Below are 22,090 nucleotides of genomic sequence, written 5' to 3' on the forward strand. Positions count from 1 at the left end.
GGTTCGGATGTGACCCGCCGGTGTGTACGGCCGTGTGACAATGCCGGAGAGCGGACAGTCGAACGCGACGGAAGGGCGCCATGGACCTCGCCGGTATCAGCGTTGTGGATGCGCACATCCATCAGTGGGATCCGCTGAACACCCCGCGGGATTTCAGCATGCTGGCGAAACTGTTCCGGTTCGTGCCCGTGCCGGTCGACAAGGCCGCTCGGCTCGCTCCCAAGCGGGACCGCGATTTCGTCGGCACTCCCGATGCGTATCTGCGGCCGTATCTGCCCGCGGATTACCGCGAGGACCTGGGCACGGTGCCGGTGGAGGCGCTGGTGCACATCGAGGTGGAGTGGGCCGGACGCGCGCCGGACGCCAAGGCCGACGAAACGCGGTGGGTGGCCAGCCTGCCGTTCGGGGTCGACACCCCGGCCCTGGGCGCGATCATCGGCAGCGGCGATCCGGCCGCGCCCGGATTCGCCGAACTCATCGACAAGCATCAGTCCGCGTCACCGCTGTTCCGCGGTATCCGCACCATGGTCGCTCACCATCCGGACCCCGGGGTGCGGTCGTTCTGCCGGGCCGAGGGCGCACTGACCGATTCGGCCTTCCTCGACGGCTTCGCGGTTCTGGCCGAACGCGGGCTGTCGTTCGAGGCCTGGGTCTACTCGCATCAGATCCCGCAGGTCACCGCCCTGGCCCGGCGCTATCCCGAGGTCACCATCGTGCTCAACCATCTCGGCACACCCGCCGGGATATTCGGCCCGGTCGGCAAGAGCACCGGCACCCAACCGGGCCGGCGCCGCGAACTGTTCGTGCAGTGGCGCGACGATATCGCCACCCTCGCAACCCATCCGAATGTGATGGCGAAGGTCAGCGGGCTGGCCATGCCGATCCTCGGCCATCCGGTGCCGATGCGAGGCCTACCGACACCCGTCTCCGAACTACTGGACCGCACCGCTCCGCTGTTGCACCACGCCTTCGACGTCTTCGGTGCGCAGCGGCTGATCTGGGGTTCGAATTACCCTGTGGACAAACCGATTACGAGTATCGCCAACGGCGCGCAGGCGGTGATCGACGTACTGGCCGACCGCGGCGGCAGCGCCGAGGAGCTCGAGCAGGTCTTCCGCACCAACGCCCAGCGAACCTACGGCATCGACGCGGAACTGCTGGCCTGAGGCGGGACCATTGACATCCCGGCCACCGCGCGGTTAATTGGTGGCAGGTGCGGCCAGTCAGGTGCCCTGGCCGAGGACGGCACAGGAGCAGTCATGGCCATCGACCACGAAGTGATCATCGTCGGCGCCGGATTTTCCGGTATCGGGGTGGCCATCGCGTTACGGAAGGCCGGCTTCCGGGACTTCCTCATCGTCGACGACGCCGACGGCGTGGGCGGCACCTGGCATTGGAACACCTACCCCGGCATCGCCGTGGACATCCCCTCGTTCAGCTATCAGTATTCGTTCGAGCAGAGCACCCGGTGGTCGCGCGTCTACGCACCCGGCCGGGAATTGAAGGACTACGCCGAACACTGCGTGGACAAGTACGGGCTGCGACCGCGCATCCGGTTCAGCACCACCATCGCCGCCGCGGAATTCGACGAGGACGCCTCGGTGTGGACGCTGCGCACCAGCGACGGTGAGAGTTTGACCGCGCGCTACGTCGTCGGTGCGACCGGAGTGCTGACCCGGCCGAAACTGCCGGATATTCCTGGCGTGGAATCGTTTTCGGGCATCACCATGCACACCTCACGCTGGGACCACGACCGGGACCTGTGCGGAAAGCGCGTGGCGATCATCGGGACCGGAGCCTCCGCGGTGCAGGTCATTCCCTCGATCGCCCCGCAGGTCGCCGAGCTGACGGTATTCCAGCGCACGCCGATCTGGTGCCTGCCGCGGCCGGACGCCACGCTGCCCGCGCCCGCCCGCTGGGCACTGCGGTATCTGCCGGGCGGACAGGCGGTTTCGCGCCTGGCGAGCCAGGCGTTCGTCGAACTGACCTTCCCGTTGTCGGCGCACTACTATTCGAAGCTGCCCCTGGCCAAACTCGGCGAGCGCTCCGGACTGGCCCATCTGCGGCGCCAGGTGCACGACCCGGCGATCCGGGACAAACTCACCCCGCGGTATGCGCTCGGATGTAAGCGGCCCGGTTTCTCCAACGATTACCTGCCGACCTTCAATCGCGACAACGTGACGCTGGAAACCGATCCGATCGCAGAGATCACCCCCACCGGCGTGCGCACGGCGAACGGAACCGAATACCCGGCCGACGTGCTGATCCTCGCGACGGGCTTCAAGGTCATGGAATCGGGCAACATGCCGACCTTCGAGATGACCGGCGTCGGCGGCCGTGATCTCGAGAAGTGGTGGGACGAGAACCGCCTGCAGGCCTACGAAGGCGTCAGCGTGCCGGGCTTTCCGAACTTCTTCTCGATCATCGGGCCCTACGGATACAACGGCGCGTCGTATTTCACGCTGATCGAGATGCAGACCCAGCACATTGTGCGGCTGTTGCGGCACGCGCGGAGCAAGCGGGCCGGCCGCATCGAGGTCACCGCGGCGGCCAACGCGCGATACTTCCGGGAAATGCTCGAACGCCGCGACGGACAGGTGTTCTGGCAGGACAGCTGCGCGGTCTCGAACAGCTACTACTTCGACAAACACGGCGATGTGCCGCTGAAACCGATGAGCACCGTCGAAGCGGCCTGGCGCGCTGCGCATTTCGATCTGCGCGACTACAGCTTCGAACGGATCCCGGCTCAGCTGCAGACCACACGGGCCAGCTGAGCGGTCAGCCGCTCGCGCGCCTCGACCAGCGACGGGCCGTACCAGGTGAGATCGCGGCCGCTCACCAGGGCGACCGGGATGCCCGGAAACGCCTCCGGGCCGTCGGTCGCGGTGAACACGTACGGCTCGTCCGGCAGCACCGCCAGCCGAACACCCTGTACCAGTTCGGATTCCGTCACCGTGGGATAGCGCTCGGGACCCGTGGCGTGCACCAGGTTCAGCCCCAGGCGTCCGGCCAGGTCCGCGGTGAACGTATCGCGGCCGACCACCATCCACGGCTTGCGCCAGATCGGGATCACCGCATCGATCGGCGGATGCGGCGCGGGCGCGGACCAGACCGCGCGGGCCAGGGTCAGCCAAGCCGGCACCGCGCCGCCCAGGGCGATACCGAACAGTCGCGTCATCGAGGTGAACGCCTCGTCCACGGTGCGAATCCTGGTGACCCACACCGGAATTCCCGCCTCGCGCATCCGCTCGACATCGAGGCGGCGGTTCTCCTCCTGATTGCACACCACCAGATCCGGCGCCAGCTCGGCGATCCGGCGCAGATTCGGATTCTTCGTCCCCCGCACCCGTTCGACCGCCAGCTCCGGCGGATGGGTACACCAGTCGGTGGCGGCGAGCAGCAACTCCGGGCGGCTCGCCGCGATCGCTTCGGTCAGCGACGGAACCAGCGAGATCACCCGGCGGACCGGACGCCGCAGCGCAACCGCGGCATTCAGATCGTCGACGAGATCCTCGGGCACGAGGCCAGCATAGGGGCTAGCCGGAGCTCTCGAGGGCGCGGTACAGGGCACGGAGTTCCCGCATACCGGCCTCGGCGACCGCTTCCTCCTCACTGGTCATCCGCAACGCCTGCCGCAGGGGAATCGGATCGAGGTCCTCGATCGCCGCACGGAACTGCGGTGCCGGCAGCTCGGGCAGCGCGACGTTCTCGCCGTAGAGGTCATCGGAGATCGTCGGGCCGCTGTCCTCCTGCACCCCGCGAATCAGAGTGTCGAGATCGAGGCCACGCAGGGTCAGCATGATGGCCGGGGACTCGTCGAGGCGTTCGGCCACGATGTAGCACAGCGCGGCGACGTGCTTGCACGGCCAGCCGTCGTCCGGGCAGGTGCAGGAGAAATCGAGTTCGGCGGCGGTGCCGGGCAGCAACAGCGGACCGAGCTCCTGCGGCAGGGCGCCGGAGGCGAGCTGGGCGAGCATGCCCGGTGTGCCGCGGACCTGCTCGACCAGTTCGTCCAGCCGGTCGTCGCGCAGCACCCGCAGCGTCAGCACCGAGGTGAACGGCCGCGGTTGACTGCCCTGGACCTCGGCGGCCACCGCCCCGGGCTCGATGTGGTAGCTGACCACCTGCCCCGAGCGGGCGTAGGTGCGCCCCCGGGAGAGCCGGCCCGCATCCGCGACCTCCTCCACGGCTTCCAGAAAGGCCCGGCCCCACCAGGTCCGCGCGAAAGACCCACGGCGGCTGCGCGGTTCGACGCCGCCGCGAACCGGACGGCGCTTCCCGTAGACGCTGAAGTCGGGGACCGGGAAATCGGGTGCCGGACTCATTCGCCGACCGCCTCGGCGCCGAGCGCGAACAGATCGCGCAATTCGTCGGTACTCAGTTCGGTGATCCAGTTCTCCCCGGTGCCGACGGTGAGATTCGCCAATTCCTGTTTGCCGGTGAGCATATCGTCGATGCGCTCCTCGATGGTGTCGACACAGACCAGCTTGCGCACCTGCACATCGCGGCGCTGACCGATGCGGAAGGCGCGGTCGGTGGCCTGATTCTCCACCGCCGGATTCCACCAGCGGTCCAGGTGCACCACGTGATTGGCGGCCGTGAGATTGAGGCCCGTACCACCGGCCTTCAGGGACAGAACCATGATGGGCGGTCCGTCGGACTCGGCGAAGCGTTCCACCATCCCGTCGCGGCGCTTCTTGGCGACACCGCCGTGCAGGAACGGGATCGCGGTGCCGAACCGCTCGCTCAGATACGGCGTGATCAGATCGCCGAATTCCCGGAACTGGGTGAACAGCAGCGCCCGCTCCCCCTCGGCCAGCACCGACTCCAGCACATCCTCGACCAGGGCCAGCTTGCCGGAGCGGTGGCGCCCCCGCCGCAGCAGCGCCGACCCGTCGCCGAGGTAGTGCGCGGGATGGTTGCACACCTGTTTCAGCCTGGTGAGCGCGGCCAGGACCGCACCCCGGCGAGCCATGTTCACCGCGCTGGAGCCGGTACCCCGGGAAGCCTTCAGCTGCGCGAGCATGTCGTCGACCACCGCCTGATACAGCGCGGCCTGCTCGACCGTGAGGTTGGCGCGCACCGTCATCTCGAACTTCTCCGGCAGATCCGAGATGACCGAGGGATCGGTTTTCACCCGGCGCAGGACGAACGGTGCGGTGACGGCACGCAGGCGGCTGACGGCGTTCTCGTCGTGTTCGCGTTCGATCGGCACCGCGAAGCGGGCGTGGAATTCCGACGGTTTGCCCAGCACGTTCGGCGCCGCGAAATCGAGAATCGACCGCAATTCCTCGAGCCGGTTCTCCACCGGAGTGCCGGTCAGCGCCAGCCGATGCCGGGCCGGAATCGCGCGGGCGGCGCGAGCCTGACGGGTCGCGGCGTTCTTGATGTGCTGCGCCTCGTCGAGGACGACACGCTCCCAGGGCTGGCGCTTCAACTCCTCCGCATCGCGCGCCAGCAGCGCGTAGGTGGTCAGCACCAGGTCGGAATCGGCCACGGCCGCGTCCAGCTCCGGACCGGAGCGTCGTGACGAGCCGTGATGCACCAGCACCCGCAGCCCGGGGGCGAAGCGTTCGGTTTCGCGTTGCCAATTGCCGACCACCGACATCGGGCACACCAGCAGAGTCGGCCCCGGGACGGAATCAGTTGCGGGACTTTCGTTCTCGTGCAGAAGTAGCGCGAGCACCTGCACCGTCTTGCCGAGGCCCATATCGTCGGCGAGGATGGCGCCGCAACCGAGACGATTCATCGTCGCGAGCCAAGACAGTCCGCGCAGCTGGTAGGGGCGCAGCTGCGCCTTCAAGCCGGCGGGCGGGTCGACCGGATCGCCGGAGTGGACACCGTCGAACAGTTCGCGAACCCAGCCGGTCGCCGTGACCTCCGCGATCGGCACCTGGCGCACCTGCGTGGCCGCGATCTCGCCCAGAAGCTGGGTCAGGGTCGCCGGGCGTTCGTCGACCTTGCCCTCCAGATAGGCGGCCGCGGCGGCCAGGCTGCGCTGATCGGCCTGCACCCAGTGGCCGCGCAGCCGCACCAGATCCGATTTGGCCTGGATGAGCCGGCTCATTTCCGCCGGCGTGAGGACGGTATCGCCCAGGGCCAGTTCCCAGCGGTAGGAGACCAATCCACTGAGCCCGACCGCGGTTTCGGTCGCGGCCGGGGACTGCACCCGCAGCCGCATACTCGGCGAGACGATGCGCCATGCGCGCGGCAGCATCAGATGCACACCGGCCGAACGCAATTCGTGCGCACCGTGGGCGACCAGCTCCTGCACGACCGGCGTCGGGAGCAGGAAATCCATTCCGTACGGATCGCGCGGGACCTGCTGCAGCCGCGGGTAGGCCTGGATCGCGGCCGCCACCTTCTCCCCGGCGAGCCGGATCAACGCCGGGTCGCCCTGGAGCGGAACCGGTTGCGGCGCTTCACCTTCCGAGCGGAGACAGACTTCGAGCCGCCACAGGGCGTCGACCGCCTGCGGGTCGTCGTCGGGATCGTCGTCCGGTTCGAGTAGGCGCAGCACCAGTTCGGGCTCGCCGGCGGTGAGGCTCGCGCGCCACTCGTCGAGCACCGAGGCCACCCGATGCGATCCCGATTCCAGCGGGACCTCCGCGACCAGCGCTGCCGTCAGCGGATGCGACGGTTCCCGGACACTCAGCTCGAGCCGGACGAGCGGGTCGGCGAGTTCGGCGACGAAATCCTCGAGGATCGAGGACGCGGACCGGGCATCGGGCACCCGCAGCGCGGGCGGCATCGCCGCGGCCAGTTCGGCCAGCCAGGCCCGTTGCCGCCGGCCGCCGACCAGCCGCCACCGCACCCACCACTCGCCGTCGGCGCGATGCAGTTCGGGCACGATCCGCCCCGCCCGGACCCAGCGCCGCAGTCCCCGGGCCGCATGCGCGAGAAACCGCAGATCCGCCGCCACCGCCGTGTCGGGCAGCGGCTGGGTGAGGACGCGGGCGGCCACCTCCGGCGCCAGGGCATGCCCCCGCACCTCGACGACCTCCGGCCCGGAATCTCCCGCCACCAGGACCCGCACCCGATGCCGAAACCGCGCAGTCTGCGCGATCGTCCCCAGCGGATCGGGCAGCTCACCCCCGGCGTCCGCGGCCGGCTGCGCCGCCGACCCGGGCAGGCGCCAGAGCACCAACCCCGATCCGGGCGACCACAAACCGTGCAGCATGTCCCCATCCAATCAGCCACCACCGACACGCCCGTCCGTGGCCGGTGCGGAGGCGAGCAGTGCACAGACCGCGCATGACGGTACTGCCCGGCTGTACCGCAGCGCGCTATCCGGACGTATCGAACGAACGCACCCCGTGCGTGACTTCCGGTGCGGAAGTTGTCGGGCGGGGTCGGTAGATCTGCGTTATGCGGTGGGGACGAGGTTTCGGATGGGCGGCGGGGATCGTCGTGCTGGTGACGGTGGCGGGGTGTGGGGTGATCGGAGGGCCCGAACCCGCGCCGGGGAGCCCGAGCCGGGCCCGGATCGAGCAGTTGCTGGGTGCGGTGGCCGTGGTGGCCCGGCGGCCGCACCCGGGCGGGTACGACCGGGACTGCGGGACGGGGCACGGATGCGTGTTCGGACCGGCGTGGTCGGACGACCAGGACGGGCCGGGCGGGCACGACGGGTGCGATTCGCGCAACGGAGTGCTGGCACGGCAGCTGCGCGAGGTGCGATTCCGGCCGGGTACCGACGATTGTGTGGTGCTCGCGGGCACGCTGCGGGATCCGTACACCGGCCGCGCGATCACCTTCGACAAGGCGCGGGCCCGGGAGGTGCAGATCGACCACGTCTACCCGCTGGCCGCCGCCTGGGATCTGGGGGCGGCGGCCTGGTCGTCCGAACAGCGGATGCGCTTCGCCAACGACATCGAATTCAATCTGCTGGCCGTCGACGGCCCGGCCAATATGGACAAGGGCGATCGCACACCCGCCGACTGGCTTCCCCCCGCCGGCGCCTATCACTGCTTCTACGCCGGCAAATATCTCACCACCGCGGCGCAGTACCGATTGCCGATCACCGCGGCCGACCACGCCGCGCTCGCCCGCGTCGCACGGCAATGCCCCTGATGCGACGACCGGCTCGGCCGCTACTCGCGAACCGTTTGCCGCACCGGTCGAACTATTCGCCCGCGTCCAGTCGCCGGAGCAGCCGCTGGGCGGCGGCGCGCAGCCCGGCCGGGTCGTCGGTGACACCGAGCACCCGCAGCGCGGCGTCGGGGATGGCGGTTTCCGCGTAGTCGGGGGCGGTGCCCTCGTCGGAGCGAATGTTGATAACCGTTTCCACCATCCGGAAGGGCAGGACATGCGCGCCGGGGACGCCGGCGGGTGCGGCCTCGATCGCCGCCGCCGCCAGTTCCTCGTAGTGGCGGCGCAACCGGGCTCGGCGGCTGCGGAAGTCGGCGAATCGGTCGCTGCGCAGTTCGGGCAGCAGATACAGCGCGCCGAGATTCCATTTGGCGGCGCACAGCTGGCGCACGTCGGCCCGGGCCAGTGCGTACAGCCGCACCGCGGCCGGATCGGGTTCGGCACGCAACCGCTCGGCCAATTCCAAAGGGCCGGTGATTGTTTCGGCGAGCAGCGCGTCCAGGATGTCGTCCTTGGCGGCGAAGTGGTGATAGAGCGACGCCTGCCGGATACCGACCGCGTCGGCGATACCGCGCGTGGACGTGCTGCCGTACCCGTTGGCCGTGAACAATTCCGCTGCGGCGTCGAGGATCTCGGCGCGCGGTGTCCGCCCGCGACGGCTGCGCTGATCGACGCGAGGACGGCCCGGACCCAGGTGTGTCACCGTCTCATCCTGCCATCGCCACGGCCGCGCGGACCGGCTCTACGCCGCGCACCACGTCCCACCTGCGGTGGTGAAATATCTGTCACTCGACAGAAATACCGGCAACGCAGACGTTACGCGGGTTACCGCAAGCGATACACAGCCGTCACCGAAAGCGCGATCCGGCCCGCAAAACTGTCACCTGATAGATATTGGCCGCGACGCCGAAGGACAGCCCATGGCCATCACGCTCGATCCCCCCTCGCAATCCCCGATCGGTGACAGCGCCGATCTCGAACGTTTCGGATATCAGCCGGTGCTGCATCGCAAGCTCGGCCGTTACGCCTCGTTCGCCGCGGGATTCTCCTTCGTCTCGATCCTCACCACCATCTTCCAATTCTTCGGATTCGGTTACGGTTTCGGCGGCGGCGCCTTCTTCTGGACCTGGCCGATCGTGTTCGCCGGCCAGTTCCTCGTCGCGCTGAATTTCGCGGAACTCGCCGCGCGCTATCCCATCTCGGGCTGCATCTACCAGTGGTCGCGCCGGCTCGCCGGTGAGGTGGTCGGCTGGTTCGCGGGCTGGATGATGATCATCGCCCAGATCGTCACCGCCGCCGCGGCCGCCATCGCGCTACAGGTGGTCCTGCCCTCGATCTGGAGCGGCTTCCAACTGGTCGGCACCGATACCGCCCTCACCTCCACCGACGGCGCGGCGAACGCAGTCCTGCTGGGCAGCGTGCTGCTCGTGATCACGACGGTGATCAATGTGATCGGCATCGATCTGATGGCCCGGATCAATTCGATCGGCGTCACCGTCGAAATCGTGGGTGTGCTCGCCGTCATCGCCCTGTTCTTCACCCATACCGAACGCGGCGCCGATGTGGTCCTGCAGACCGACCAGGCGGCGCCCGGCCCGTACTGGGCGGCGTTTCTGGTCTCCGGCTTGATGGCCGCCTACGTGATGGTCGGATTCGATTCCGCCGGAGAGCTTTCCGAGGAGACCAAGAATCCGCGCCGGGTCGCACCGCGCACCATCCTGCTGGCGCTCGCCGCCTCCGCCCTCGGCGGCGGCCTGCTCCTGCTGGGCGCGTTGATGGCCGCACCGAGCGTCAGCGACGGTCACCTGGCCACCGACGGACTGGCCTACGTGATCACCGCCAAACTCGACAGTCCGGCGGGCACCGTGCTGCTGGGCTGTGTCGCGGTGGCGATCACGGTGTGCACCTTGGCCATTCAGACCGCGGGTTCACGGCTGATCTTCTCGATGGCCCGCGACGGCCGCCTGCCGTTCGCGTCTCGGCTGGCCGCCGTGCACCCGCGCTTCGGCACCCCGATCCTGCCCGCGGTGATCATCGGCGTGCTCGCCGTGGCGCTGCTGGTGGTGAATCTCGGCAACGCCGCGCTGTTCGCGACGCTGGCCAGCGTCTGCATCGTGACGCTGTATGTGGCATATCTGCTGGTCACCGTGCCGCTGCTGATCCGGCGGCTGCGCGGGCTGCCCGCCGCCGAGCCCGGCCTGTTCTCGCTGGGTCGCTACGGCATCGCGGTGAACGTCGCGGCGGTGGTGTGGGGCATCGCGATGGCGGTGAACCTGGCCTGGCCGCGCGCCGAGGTGTACACGCCCGCCGGTGGCGGCTGGTGGATGCTCTGGGCCGCACCGCTGTTCCTGCTCCTGACCGTCGCGGTGGGCGCGGTCGTGCACCGCATCGTCACACCCCGCGCCGCGGCGGCCGAGGCCCGGCCCGCGCCGCAACCCGCCTGAGGAACCTTTTCGTCCGACTGCGAGGAGACACCATGTCCGCAACCGCCTCCACCGTCGGCGCCCGCGATCACGCGCGAGCGCAAGCCGCGGCCGCCACCGTCGCCGGCCCCGACCTGCCGGACGGCCTCGACACCACGAAAGTGACCTTCGCCCAACGGGTTCCGGGTAACGGATACACCACCGCGGTGCTCGCCCGCGGCACCCGGCTCCGGCTGGCCGATCCGGACGGCGCCGCCGGTGCCCACCTGCTGCTCCTGCGGGCCGAGGCACCGTGGGAACGGTTGAACGTCGCCGACACGATCAAGGTGCCGTGGCAGGCGTACCCAGGCCCGGGCCATCCGCTGCTCTCGGATCAGGGGCGCGTCCTCGCCACGATCGTCGCCGACACGTCCGGCCTGCACGACACGCTGTGCGGCCCGACCCCCGAGGTACGGCGAACGCTGCGGGTCGCGGGAGCGAAACACGGTCTCACACCGCGCGATATCGGCCCTTCGGTCGCACTGTTCCGCGGTGTGCGCGTCGGCTCGGACGGCACCCTCACCGCCACCGGCAGCACCGGCCCGGGCAGCTCCGTCGAATTGCTGATCCACCTGCCGTTGACCGTCCTGATCGCCAACGGCACGCATCCGCTCGACGACCGGCCCGCCACGCCGCTGGACGTCGTCGCCTGGCGCGGCGCCGGGGAGCCGGACGGCACCGAAGACACCGAGCCGGAATATCGCCGGGCCGTGCAGAACACCGAACAGGCCTGGCTGGCCGCACACGATCCGGAGGCGATCGCATGACCACCGTGACCGAACGCACCGTCGTCCTGGACGAGACCGTGGCCGCCTGCGCGCCGTGGTCGACCGTGGTCCGGGCGGGCCAGCAGTGGCAGATCATCGACCTGTACGGAAACCAGGCGGTGGACTGCCTGCTCTACTCGGCCGCCGACCACGCCGACCGCTACAGCGCCCAGGCGACCGTCGCCGCCCAGCGCAACATCTTCCTGACCACCGGCAGCGTGCTCCGTGCCGAATCGGGGACGCCACTGATGACAGTGGTCGCCGACGAGGTCGGCAACCACGACACCATCGCCGGCGCGTGCTCGCAGGAATCCAACACCCTGCGCTACGGCCACCACACCCGCCATCAGCACGCCTGCGTGGAGAACTTCCTCACCGAGGCGCTGCGATGGGGGCTCGGCAAGCGCGATCTGGTCTCGAACATCAACTGGTTCATGAACGTTCCGGTCGAGGCCGACGGCACCCTCGGTATCGTCGACGGGCTCTCCGCACCGGGTAAGTCGGTGACGCTGCGTGCCGAGATCGACACCCTCGTCCTGATCTCCAACTGCCCGCAGATCAACAACCCCTGCAACGGATTCGATCCGACGCCGGTACGCATGGTGGTGACGCAATGACGACAGCGACCGAAATCGAGTTCGGCACAACGACTCCGGGCACAGAAGCCGCCGACATCGAGGTGGTGCGCCCGGGAATGCTCACCACCGTGCAGGACTGGCCGGGCCGCGTCGGCTACTGGCACGTAGGTGTCCCGCCGTCGGGACCGATGGACGACCTGTCGTTCCGGCTCGGCAACCGCGCGCTGGGCAACGACGAGGGCGCGGCCGGACTCGAATGCACCCTCGCCGGGCCGGCGCTGCGATTCCGCACCGCGACCCGGGTGTGCGTGACCGGTGCGCCCGCGACGGTGACCGTCGACGGCGAGCGCGTACGGCAGTGGCGCACCCTGGAGGTCCCGGCGGGCGGCACGCTGGATGTCGGCGCTGTGCAGGGGCCGGGGATGCGGACCTACGTGCTGTTCGCCGGCGGTCTGGCTCTGCCCGACTATCTCGGCAGCGCAGCCACTTTCACGCTCGGCAGGTTCGGCGGCGGCACCGGCGCCGCCCTTCGGGACGGCGACCGGTTACCCTTGGGCGAGGCGACCGGCCCCATCGGGGCCGGGGTGCCGATGGCCGAGCAACCGGTGCTGACGCGACGATGGGAACTCGCGGTCACCGAGGGTCCGCACGGCGCACCGGAATTCTTCACCCGGGCCGATATCGACGCCATCCTCGGCACCGACTACGAGGTGCATTTCAACTCCGATCGGACCGGAGTGCGGCTGATCGGGCCGAAACCGCACTGGGCGCGCAGCGACGGCGGCGAGGCCGGACTGCATCCCTCGAACATTCACGACACCGCCTATTCGGTCGGCGCCCTGGACTTCACCGGTGATACGCCGATCCTGCTGGGGCCGGACGGTCCCAGCCTCGGCGGATTCGTCTGTCCCGTCACGGTTGTCGCGGCGGAGCGCTGGAAACTCGGCCAGCTCTGTCCGGGTGACACCGTGCGCTTCGTTCCGGTGCGCGCCGACCGGGCCGCCTCGATCCGCGCCCTGGGCCCGGCCCGGCGCGCCGACTGGCCGATCGTACTGTCCGACGGCGGTGACGGCGACGACGGCATCCTGGCCCGCGCCGACGCCGACGACACCACCGCCGTCACCTATCGCCGCGCCGGCGACGACGGCGTACTCGTCGAATATGGTGATATGACACTGGATCTCGGGCTGCGCGCCCGCGTCCACGCCCTGCACCGGCATCTGCTCGAATACGCCGAGCCGGGGATCACCGAACTGACACCCGGAATCCGTTCGCTGCAGGTGCGTTTCGATCCGGACCGGCTGGCCACGCCGAAACTGTTGCGACTGCTGCGCGAGGCCGAATCCGCCCTGCCCTCGGCCGCGGAACTGGTGGTGCCGAGCCGCACGGTGCACCTGCCGCTCTCGTGGGACGATCCGGCCACGCGGGAGGCCATCATCCGCTATATGCACGGCGTGCGGGCCGATGCGCCGTGGTGCCCGTGGAATATCGAGTTCATTCGCCGGATGAACGGATTGGGCACGGTCGCAGACGTTTTCGATACCGTCTTCGCCGCTGAATACCTCGTGCTCGGGCTCGGCGACGTGTACCTCGGCGCGCCGGTCGCCACGCCGACCGATCCGCGCCATCGCCTGGTCACCACCAAATACAATCCGGCCCGCACCTGGACGCCGGAGAATGCGGTCGGCATCGGCGGCGCCTACCTGTGCATCTACGGCATGGAGGGGCCCGGCGGATATCAATTCGTCGGCCGGACCACGCAGGTGTGGAACCACCGGTCCACCGGCGAGGTCGAAGATCCTTGGCTGCTGCGGTATTTCGATCGCATCCGCTGGTATCCGGTATCCGCGGAGGAACTGCTGGATCTGCGGGCCGACGTCGCCCGCGGCCGTGGCGTACTGCGTGCGGAGGAGGGCGAATTCCGTCTCGCCGAATACCGCGATTTCCTGTCCGCCAACGCCGAATCCATCGCCGCCTTCCGCGCCGTTCAGGCGGAAGCGTTTGCCGCCGAGCGTGATTCGTGGCAGGCGGCGGGCGAATTGCACGAACGAGGATGAGGACACCGACGTGAGCATCTGGATTCACCGCTGTGCCGACGATCCGGGCGTGCACGGCCCGGGCCCGCTGGCAGGCCTGCGGGTGGCCGTCAAGGACAACGTCGACGTGGCCGGCCTGCCGACGACCGCAGGCTGCCCGGACTACGCCTATCTACCCGACCGCGACGCGCCCGCGGTCGCGGCCCTGCGCGCCGCGGGTGCGGTGGTGGTCGGCAAGACCAATATGGATCAATTCGCGACCGGTCTGGTCGGCACCCGCTCGCCCTACGGTCCGGTTTCCGATTCGCGGCGGCCCGAATTCATCTCGGGCGGTTCGAGTTCCGGGTCGGCGGTGGCCGTCGCGACCGGTGCGGCCGATATCGCCATCGGCACCGATACCGCGGGGTCCGGACGCGTTCCGGCGGCGCTGCAGGGCATCGTCGGCATCAAACCGACCGTGGGAGTTGTCTCCACCGAGGGGGTCGTCCCGGCCTGCCGTTCCTACGATTGCGTGACGATCTTCGCCGCCGACCCGGCACGTGCCGACCAGGCGATGGGAGTGATGGCCGCCGGGGCGCCCGGACGTGCCTGGCCCGCCGATACCAGGCTGGCGGCGCCGCCGCGCCCGACCGTCGCGATCTTCGCCGACCTGCCGGAACTCGACCCGGTGTGGCGGGCGGCCTTCGAGCGGGCCGTCGCCGTGTTACGGCAGCGCGGCGCGACCATCGTGGAGATCGACCCGGAGCCGTTCCTGGCCGCGGCCCGGCTGCTCTACGACGGGGCGTTGGTCGCCGAAAGATACGCCGCGGTCGGCGAATTCGTCGAGTCGCGGCCCGACGCCGTCGACCCCACCGTCGCGAGCATCATCCGCGCCGCGGGCGCGATTCCGGCGCATCGGCTGGTCGCCGATCGCGCCGAACTCGAGCGCTTGCGCGCGATCGCGGTGGACAGTCTGGGCGACGCCGACGCCCTGCTCGCGCCGACCACCCCGATGCACCCCACCATCGCGCAGGTCGAGGCGGATCCGATCGGAATCAACTCCCGCATGGGCACCTACACCAACTTCTGCAATCTGTTCGATCTGTGCGCGGTGGCCGTTCCGGCCGGCACGGCGGGCGAATCCTGTTTCGGCGTCACGATTTTCGCTCGGCCGTTCGAGGATGCGGTGGCCTTGGACATCGCCGTGTCGATCACCGGTGATGCGGAGATCACGCGGCCGTGGCCCCTGGCGGTGGCGCCGGTGTGCGAGCTGATCGTGTTCGGGGCCCATCTGCGCGGCCAGCCGTTGGAACACCAGTTGCATGCGCTCGGCGCGCGCTGGGCCGGGCCGGTCCGCACGGCCGCGGCCTATCGCCTCGCCGCCCTGGGCACCACCCCACCGAAACCCGCGGTGACCCGCTGCGAGGGCGGTGTGTCCGTCGCGGGCGAACGCTGGTTACTCTCCCCCGCCGCTCTCGGCCGCTTCCTCGCCGCATTACCGGCGCCGATGCAGCTGGGCGCCGTCGAACTCGACGACGGCACCTGGCACACCGCATTCGGATGTGACGGGACCGCCGCCGCGGAAGGGAAGGACATCAGCGAATACGGTGACTGGCGCGCGGCCCTCGCGGCCGGGGCCGTGGGCTGATCAATCCAGGGCCGTGGCGACCGGACGCTCCGGATCCGACGACCACTGCGACCACGAACCCGGGTACAGCGCGGCCGACACTCCGACGACCGACAACGCCGCGATCTGGTGCGCTGCGGTCACCCCGGAACCGCAGTAGACCGCCACCGGACCGGAGACGAGATCGGAGAATCGCGCCCGCAACTGGTCCGGAGTTTTGAAAGTGCCCTCGGACGTGAGGTTTTCCACGGTCGGCACGCTCACCGCGCCGGGAATGTGGCCGGCGCGCGGGTCGATCGGCTCGACCTGCCCGCGATAGCGTTCCCCGGCTCGCGCGTCCAGCAACGCGCCCGGCCAGCCCGCGACCTCGTCGGCATCCACCACCGGCATATTGCCGGGGGTGAGCACGACGTCGCCGGGCGCCGGGTCGGGTTCGGTGCCGACGGCCAGATCGCCGCCGCCGCGTTCCCACGCGGGCAGGCCGCCGTCGAGAATGCGCACGTCGCGCAGGCCCGCCCAGCGCAGCAGCCACCACGCCCGGGCGGCGGCCATGCCGCCGGTGGCGTCGTAGACGACCGTCGGCTCCCCGGTGCGCAGTCCCCAGCTGCGCGCGCATTTCTGCAGGTGAGTAAGCGTCGGCAACGGGTGGCGGCCGTGCGCCGGGGAGGGCGGGGCGGCCAGCTCGGTCTCCAGATCGACGAAGATCGCGCCGGGAATGTGGCCGGCGAGATAGTGCTGGGGACCGTCGGGATCGCCCAGCGCCCAGCGCACATCCAGCAGATGCGTCCGGCTCTCGCTGTCCGCCAGCGATTTCCGGAGCTCTTCGGGGGAGATCAGTACCGCGGTCAAGCCCGGCTCCTCAGTCAACAGATGTACCCGTGACGCGAACACGTGTCAGCCTACGACACGGGCGCGTCCCGGCGAGTCAGCATCCACCGCACGACCAGGCCCGCGACCACCGCCCAGAACGCGGCACCGATGCCGAACACCGCGATCCCGGAGGCCGAGACCAGGAAGGTCACCGTGGCCGCGACGCGATGTTCGGCCACCCCGAGTGCCGCGGTGAGGGCGGCGGCGAAGGTGCCGAGGAGGGCAAGTCCGGCAACGGTTTCCAGCACACCGGCGGGCGCGGCGGCGGCGAGCGCGACCAGCGCCGCGGCGGCCGGGGCCAGCACGAGATAGGACGCCCCGGCGGCCATGGTGGCCGCCCAGCGCCGGCGCGGATCGGGATGGGCCGAGGGCGCGGCCGCCAACGCCGCGCTGATCGCGGCCAGGTTGATCGCATGCCCGCCCGCCGGAGCGCCCACGATGGTTCCCAGGCCGGTGACGGTCATCGACGCCCGCCACGGCACCCGATAGCCGAACGAGCTCATGACCGCCACGCCGGGTATGTTCTGCGCGGCCATCGTGACCACGTACAGCGGAATCGCGATGCCGATGACGGCCTGCCAACTCCAGTGCGGCACAGTGATTTCCAGTTTCGGAATCAGATCGGCGACCGGAATCGAGCGATGTCCGGCGATCATCGAGATTCCCGCCCCGGCCACCGCGGTGACGAAGGCGCCGGGCACCGCCCACCGCTGCGCGTACCGCTGCAGCACCACCCACACCACCAGCACGGGCGCCACCACTGCCGCACTCGAGGTGGTCAGGGCCCGCAGCGGCGCGAGGCAGAGCGGCAGCAGGACACCGGCGAGCATGGCCTGCGCGATCTCGACCGGGATCGCGGTGATCAGCCGGCCCAGCCGTGACCAGCAGCCGGTGAGAACGATCAATACGCCGGTGACCGCGAACGCCCCCACCGCCGCGGGCCAGCCGCCGGTTACCGCGCCGGCGCCGGCCAGTAGTGCCGCACCGGGAGTCGACCAGGCGAGGGTGATCGGCATGCGATAGCGCCGGCTCAGGATCCACATGCCCAGCGCCTGGGTGACACAGACGGCCAGCAGGCCCGAGGCGGCCTGCGCCGGTGTCGCGCCGACCGCGGTCAGTCCCGCCAGCACGACGGCGAACGAACTGGTGAAACCGACCAGCGCCGCGATGATCCCGGCGCCGAGCGCTTGTCCGGTACCGCCGGGCCCGTGCTCGCCCTCGACCGCCTCCTGGAGGCCCGTCTGCGTCTCGGCGACATCGGGCGGGCGGGATGCGGAATCGGCGGTGGCGGTCACCGAGCTATCTTCGCGGGCGGCTGGCCCCGCCGTCAGCGGCCAGTACGCCGGAACTGGACCGAATTCTCGCCGGCATCGGATCGCCCTGCGTCGTTTCGTCCGGCGTCGTCTCGCCCGGCATCCTGTCGCAATGCTGTCGCCTCGTCGGCTCCGGCCAGTCGCTGTAGCAGCGGTGCGGTGCGCGGCCCGACCAACTGCTGCATGACCAGCGCCATATTGGTGCGCTGCACGCCCGCGATCTTCAGGATCGCGCCGGTGATCCGATACAGATCGTCGGCGTCGCGCGCGACCACGCGAACGGTCAGATCCGTCTGCCCGGTGGTGCCGCACACCTCGGTGACCTCGGGGATCTCGGCGAGTTCGGCCACCACGTCGGCGAGCCGATGCTGATCGACCACCACCGCGACGAAGGCCGCGAGCCGGTAACCGAGTGCGCGCGGGTCCACCCGCCGCTCGAATCCGGCCAGCACACCGGCGGCCTCCCATCGGGCGAGCCGGGCCTGCACGGTGTTACGGGACAGCCCCAGCCGCGTGGCCAGTTCCACCCCGGTGGCACGAGGGTTGGCAACCAGTTCCAGCAGCAGCCGGGCGTCGGTGGCGTCGATAGTCGCCGGGGCGGGTTCGGCACTGGGCATGTTACGCAGTATGACAGCTCCGACCCGGTCGGGATCGAGCATTCTGCACAGTTCGCGTGTCGCCACTTGCGCATCCCGCTCAATCGTGGATGCTGTGAAGTACAGCACACAGCTGGCGAAGAGCAGTCCGCCGGATCGCGAGGGACGGAAGACCCCGTCGTACGCGGCAACGAGGAGGTGACGGCTGTGCACAACACCACCGCGCACAACACCACAACCAGGCACGACACCGGGACGAACCCCTATCCCGTGCAACTGGTCCAGCCCGACGGGCGCCGCGTTCTCGACCGCGAGCACGCGGCCCTGATCGCGGATATCGGTCCGGCCGAACTGCGCGAACTGTACGAGGACCTGGTCGTCACCCGCCGCATCGACGTCGAGGCCACCGCATTGCAGCGGCAGGGCCAACTCGGCCTGTGGGCCCCGCTGCTCGGGCAGGAGGCATCGCAGATCGGCTCGGCTCGCGCACTGCACGACGACGACTATGTCTTCTGCAGCTACCGCGAGGCGGGTGTCGCCTACTGCCGCGGCGTGGATCCCACTCTCATCACCCGGCTGTGGCGGGGCGTCGCACATTCGTGCTGGGACCCGGACGAGATCAATATGACCAATCCGGCCATCGTCGTCGGCTCTCAGGGCCTGCACGCCACCGGCTACGCCTACGCCGCACACCTGGAAGGTGCGGAGATCGCGGTGCTGACCTACTTCGGTGACGGCGCAAGCAGTCAGGGCGATATCGCCGAGGCGCTCGGCTTCGCCGCCACCTGGAGTGCGCCGGTGGTGTTCTTCTGCCAGAACAACCACTGGGCGATCAGCGAACCGGTAGAGGTGCAGAGCCAGACGCCGATCGTCCGGCGCGCCTACGGGTACGGCATACCGGGCGTCCAGGTCGACGGCAACGACGTGCTGGCGGTGCTGGCGGTGACCCGCCAGGCCGTCGCCCGCGCCCGCGCCGGCGGCGGCCCCTCGTTCATCGAGGCCATTACCTATCGGATGGGCCCGCACACCACCGCCGACGATCCCACCCGCTACCGTTCGGCCGCGGAAACCGAACTGTGGAAGCGCCGCGACCCGATCGACCGCATGCGACGACTGCTCGAGCGAGAGGGTTTGTGGGACAGTGACTTCGAGCGGCGGATCACCGAACGCGCCGACGCGGTCGGTGCCGCGGTCCGCACCGCGACCATCGACATGCCCGATCCGGATCCGATGCAGCTGTTCGAGCACGTCTACACCACCCCGCATCCCCTGATCGCCGCCGAGCGCGACGAGTACTCCGGATACCTGGCGGATTTCGAGGAAGGAGTACGGGCATGATCACCACCTTCGCGAACGCGCTGAACACGGGGATGCGCCGGGCCTTGGAGGACGATCCGAAGGTCGTGCTGATGGGTGAGGACATCGGGCGGCTCGGCGGCGTATTCCGGGTGACCGACACGCTGCAGAAGGACTTCGGCAACAATCGCGTCATCGACACGCCGCTGGCCGAATCCGGCATCATCGGAACGGCTTTCGGAATGGCACTGCGCGGTCTGCGGCCGGTGTGCGAGATCCAGTTCGACGGATTCGTCTACCCGGCCTTCGACCAGATCGTTTCGCAGGTCGCCAAGATCCACTACCGTACGCAGGGCAAGGTCCGCGCCCCGATCACCATCCGGATTCCCTTCGGCGGCGGAATCGGTTCGGTCGAACATCATTCGGAGTCACCGGAGGCGTATTTCGCGCATACCGCCGGACTGCGCGTGGTGTCGCCGAGCACGCCCGAGGACGCGTATCGACTGTTGCGCCAATCGATCGCGTGCGACGACCCGGTCGTCTTCTTCGAACCGAAGCGACGCTACTGGGACAAGGCCGATCTCGATTTCACCGCTCTGGACGCCGATCCGCTGCCCATGGACCGGGCACGCATCCGCCGGTCGGGCCGCGACGCCACCCTCGTCGCCTACGGCGGGATGGTCGCCACCGCCCTGACGGCGGCCGAAATCGCGGCCGGAGAGGGACATTCACTCGAGGTGATCGACCTGCGCAGCCTGTCGCCGATCGACTTCGACACCATCGAGGAATCGGTGCGCCGGACCGGCCGGCTGATCGTGACACACGAGGCGCCCGTCTTCGCCGGACTCGGTGCCGAGATCGCCGCGCGCATCGCCGAACGGTGTTTCTACTACCTCGAGGCGCCGGTCCTGCGCGTCGGTGGCTTCGACATTCCCTATCCCCCGGCTAAGCTCGAACGGCACCACATGCCAGACCCGGACCGCATTCTCGACGCGGTCGATCGAACCTTCGCCGCCTGATAACTGTTCGGACAGAGGTGCCCGTTGGAAGACCCTGCTGTGGACGACAACAATCACATACTCGAGTTCCGGCTGCCCGATCTCGGGGAGGGATTGACCGAGGCCGAATTGATCTCCTGGTCGGTGGCCGTCGGCGATACCGTCGAGCTCAATCAGACCATCGCCGAGGTGGAGACCGCCAAGGCGCAGGTGGAACTACCGTGTCCGTTCGCCGGGCAGGTCGCCGAGCTGCTGGCCCGGCCCGGTGAAACGGTGGCGGTCGGCGCACCGCTGATCAGAGTGCGCGCCGATGCCGGCGAAGCTTCCACGACGGCAGCCGCGGCTTCCGGGGCTACCGGCGAAGCTTCCGGGGCCGCCGAGGGCCGCACGTCGGTGCTCGTCGGTTACGGCCCCGGGGCCGAAGCGCCCACCCGGCGTCGCTCCGCGAAAAACGGTGCGGCGAAGCCGCATTCGGCCGCGCCCGCACGCGGCGAGGAGATCCCGCCGGAGTTCCCGGGCCGCCCGCCCGCCACTCCGGCCGCCCGCCAGCTGGCTCGCGAACTCGGTATCAATATCGCCTTCGTGGCCGGCTCCGGTCCGGGTGGGGCGGTGACGGTCGAGGATGTGCGCCACGCGGTGCCGGTATCGCAGCCGCCGCGCCGAGTGCGGACCGAGGAGGAGGCCGCCGACGCGCCGCGTCCGGCCGCCCCGCCGGTGCCCACCATGCGGCCCGACGGCGGCGTCATCCGGCCGACGCCGAGCGAACGCGAAACCCGCACCCCGGTCAGCGGCGTCCGCAAGCGCATCGCCGCGGCCATGACCACCAGCGCCCGCACCATCCCGCAGGCCAGCGCGTTCGTCACCACCGATTTCACCGCCTCGATGGAACTGCTCGACCACCTGCGCAGCACCGACTCCTTCACCGGGCTGTCGCTCACTCCGCTGGCGCTGGTCGCGAAGGCGACGCTGGCGGCGATCGCCGAATTCCCGGGGATCAACTCCTATTGGGACGCCGAGGCCGATCAGATCGTCACCAAGCACTACGTCAATCTCGGCATCGCCGTGGCCACCGAACGCGGCCTGCTCGTCCCCAACATCAAGGAGGCGCAGTCGCTGAGCCTGCGCGAACTGTGCCGGGAGATCGGCTGGCTCGCCGATGTGGCGCGCGCCGGCTCGGCGACCCCAGCCGATCTGCGCGGCGGCACCTTCACCATCAGCAATGTGGGGGTCTTCGGTGTGGACACCGGTGTGCCGCTGGTCAACCCGGGCGAAGGCGCGATTCTGTGCCTGGGTTCGATCCGGAAACGCCCCTGGGTGTACCGCGACGAACCGGCGATCCGGTGGATCACCACGCTGGGTGTGAGCTTCGATCACCGCATGATCGACGGGGAGCTCGGCGCGCGGTTCCTGTCGACGGTGGCCTCACTGCTCGAGGATCCGCTGACCCTGCTGGGCCGGGTCTGAGGTCCCCCGGGGCGCC

17 protein-coding genes and 1 pseudogene are annotated in these 22,090 nt (G+C 69.6%); 11 read left to right on the forward strand and 7 right to left on the reverse strand.

The window, feature by feature from the left end; translation table 11 throughout:
• Positions 1 to 80: 80 nt before the first annotated feature.
• Both ACPCUW_RS00235 and ACPCUW_RS00240 read left to right on the forward strand, forming a co-directional pair.
• Complete coding sequence (locus ACPCUW_RS00235; protein ID WP_064911231.1) at positions 81 to 1,166, forward strand: amidohydrolase family protein; 1,086 nt, start codon at positions 81 to 83, stop codon at positions 1,164 to 1,166.
• 93 nt (positions 1,167 to 1,259) lie between these two features.
• Positions 1,260 to 2,774 (forward strand): flavin-containing monooxygenase, encoded by a 1,515-nt coding sequence (locus tag ACPCUW_RS00240; RefSeq protein ID WP_423423332.1) that lies wholly within the window; start codon positions 1,260 to 1,262, stop codon positions 2,772 to 2,774.
• On the opposite strand, the gene ACPCUW_RS00245 is transcribed toward ACPCUW_RS00240, so the two are convergent.
• Genes ACPCUW_RS00245 through ACPCUW_RS00255 form a run of 3 tightly spaced genes read right to left on the reverse strand, consistent with a single transcriptional unit; the run spans position 2,747 to position 7,180 of the window.
• Entirely contained in the window at positions 2,747 to 3,520 is a 774-nt protein-coding gene (locus ACPCUW_RS00245; RefSeq protein WP_423423333.1) for a helical backbone metal receptor, read from the reverse strand. The two genes, ACPCUW_RS00240 and ACPCUW_RS00245, sit on opposite strands and share 28 nt — an antisense overlap.
• A 16-nt stretch (positions 3,521 to 3,536) precedes the next feature.
• Positions 3,537 to 4,325, reverse strand: coding sequence for an SWIM zinc finger family protein (locus ACPCUW_RS00250; RefSeq protein WP_423423334.1), 789 nt, complete (start codon positions 4,323 to 4,325; stop codon positions 3,537 to 3,539).
• On the reverse strand, positions 4,322 to 7,180 hold the full coding sequence (locus ACPCUW_RS00255; RefSeq protein WP_423423335.1) for a DEAD/DEAH box helicase: 2,859 nt from the start codon (positions 7,178 to 7,180) through the stop codon (positions 4,322 to 4,324). The genes ACPCUW_RS00250 and ACPCUW_RS00255 overlap by 4 nt, the downstream gene beginning before the upstream one ends.
• Before the next feature lie 188 nt (positions 7,181 to 7,368).
• Here ACPCUW_RS00255 and ACPCUW_RS00260 point away from each other — a divergent pair, with 188 nt between their 5' ends.
• Positions 7,369 to 8,070 (forward strand): HNH endonuclease family protein, encoded by a 702-nt coding sequence (locus tag ACPCUW_RS00260; protein WP_423423336.1) that lies wholly within the window; start codon positions 7,369 to 7,371, stop codon positions 8,068 to 8,070.
• A 52-nt stretch (positions 8,071 to 8,122) separates the two neighbouring features.
• On the opposite strand, the gene ACPCUW_RS00265 is transcribed toward ACPCUW_RS00260, so the two are convergent.
• Positions 8,123 to 8,791: a TetR/AcrR family transcriptional regulator gene (locus ACPCUW_RS00265; RefSeq protein WP_104407626.1), complete on the reverse strand. Its 669-nt coding sequence runs from the start codon at positions 8,789 to 8,791 to the stop codon at positions 8,123 to 8,125.
• 217 nt (positions 8,792 to 9,008) lie between these two features.
• Here ACPCUW_RS00265 and ACPCUW_RS00270 point away from each other — a divergent pair, with 217 nt between their 5' ends.
• Genes ACPCUW_RS00270 through atzF form a run of 5 tightly spaced genes read left to right on the forward strand, consistent with a single transcriptional unit; the run spans position 9,009 to position 15,558 of the window.
• Positions 9,009 to 10,532: an amino acid permease gene (locus tag ACPCUW_RS00270; protein ID WP_423423337.1), complete on the forward strand. Its 1,524-nt coding sequence runs from the start codon at positions 9,009 to 9,011 to the stop codon at positions 10,530 to 10,532.
• 32 nt (positions 10,533 to 10,564) lie between these two features.
• Complete coding sequence (locus ACPCUW_RS00275; RefSeq protein ID WP_423423338.1) at positions 10,565 to 11,317, forward strand: DUF1989 domain-containing protein; 753 nt, start codon at positions 10,565 to 10,567, stop codon at positions 11,315 to 11,317.
• Positions 11,314 to 11,934 (forward strand): urea amidolyase associated protein UAAP2, encoded by a 621-nt coding sequence (locus ACPCUW_RS00280; protein ID WP_423423339.1) that lies wholly within the window; start codon positions 11,314 to 11,316, stop codon positions 11,932 to 11,934. The genes ACPCUW_RS00275 and ACPCUW_RS00280 overlap by 4 nt, the downstream gene beginning before the upstream one ends.
• A complete protein-coding gene (locus ACPCUW_RS00285) occupies positions 11,931 to 13,952 on the forward strand; it encodes a 5-oxoprolinase/urea amidolyase family protein (RefSeq protein ID WP_423423340.1) in 2,022 nt (673 codons plus the stop codon). The genes ACPCUW_RS00280 and ACPCUW_RS00285 overlap by 4 nt, the downstream gene beginning before the upstream one ends.
• Before the next feature lie 10 nt (positions 13,953 to 13,962).
• Complete coding sequence (gene atzF, locus ACPCUW_RS00290; RefSeq protein WP_423423341.1) at positions 13,963 to 15,558, forward strand: allophanate hydrolase; 1,596 nt, start codon at positions 13,963 to 13,965, stop codon at positions 15,556 to 15,558.
• Here the strand turns inward: atzF and ACPCUW_RS00295 are convergent, their stop codons facing one another.
• The 3 genes and pseudogenes from ACPCUW_RS00295 to ACPCUW_RS00305 all read right to left on the reverse strand — a co-directional run.
• Entirely contained in the window at positions 15,559 to 16,374 is an 816-nt protein-coding gene (locus ACPCUW_RS00295) for a sulfurtransferase (RefSeq protein ID WP_063015879.1), read from the reverse strand. It abuts the gene before it with no gap.
• A 62-nt stretch (positions 16,375 to 16,436) separates the two neighbouring features.
• Complete coding sequence (locus tag ACPCUW_RS00300) at positions 16,437 to 17,702, reverse strand: benzoate/H(+) symporter BenE family transporter (RefSeq protein WP_423423342.1); 1,266 nt, start codon at positions 17,700 to 17,702, stop codon at positions 16,437 to 16,439.
• A gap of 152 nt (positions 17,703 to 17,854) precedes the next feature.
• Positions 17,855 to 18,337 (reverse strand): annotated as a pseudogene (locus ACPCUW_RS00305) (Lrp/AsnC family transcriptional regulator); the annotation flags it as partial.
• A gap of 186 nt (positions 18,338 to 18,523) precedes the next feature.
• Here ACPCUW_RS00305 and pdhA point away from each other — a divergent pair.
• Genes pdhA through ACPCUW_RS00320 form a run of 3 tightly spaced genes read left to right on the forward strand, consistent with a single transcriptional unit; the run spans position 18,524 to position 22,074 of the window.
• Positions 18,524 to 19,654 carry a pyruvate dehydrogenase (acetyl-transferring) E1 component subunit alpha gene (gene pdhA, locus ACPCUW_RS00310; protein WP_423423343.1) on the forward strand — a complete coding sequence of 377 codons (1,131 nt, stop codon included), beginning with the start codon at positions 18,524 to 18,526 and terminating at the stop codon, positions 19,652 to 19,654.
• Positions 19,651 to 20,631 (forward strand): alpha-ketoacid dehydrogenase subunit beta, encoded by a 981-nt coding sequence (locus ACPCUW_RS00315; protein ID WP_423423344.1) that lies wholly within the window; start codon positions 19,651 to 19,653, stop codon positions 20,629 to 20,631. The genes pdhA and ACPCUW_RS00315 overlap by 4 nt, the downstream gene beginning before the upstream one ends.
• A gap of 39 nt (positions 20,632 to 20,670) precedes the next feature.
• Complete coding sequence (locus ACPCUW_RS00320; RefSeq protein WP_423423345.1) at positions 20,671 to 22,074, forward strand: dihydrolipoamide acetyltransferase family protein; 1,404 nt, start codon at positions 20,671 to 20,673, stop codon at positions 22,072 to 22,074.
• Positions 22,075 to 22,090 lie beyond the last annotated feature (16 nt).

This window comes from Nocardia sp. AB354 (genome assembly GCF_049538315.1).
Taxonomy (GTDB): Bacteria; Actinomycetota; Actinomycetes; order Mycobacteriales; family Mycobacteriaceae; genus Nocardia; species Nocardia nova.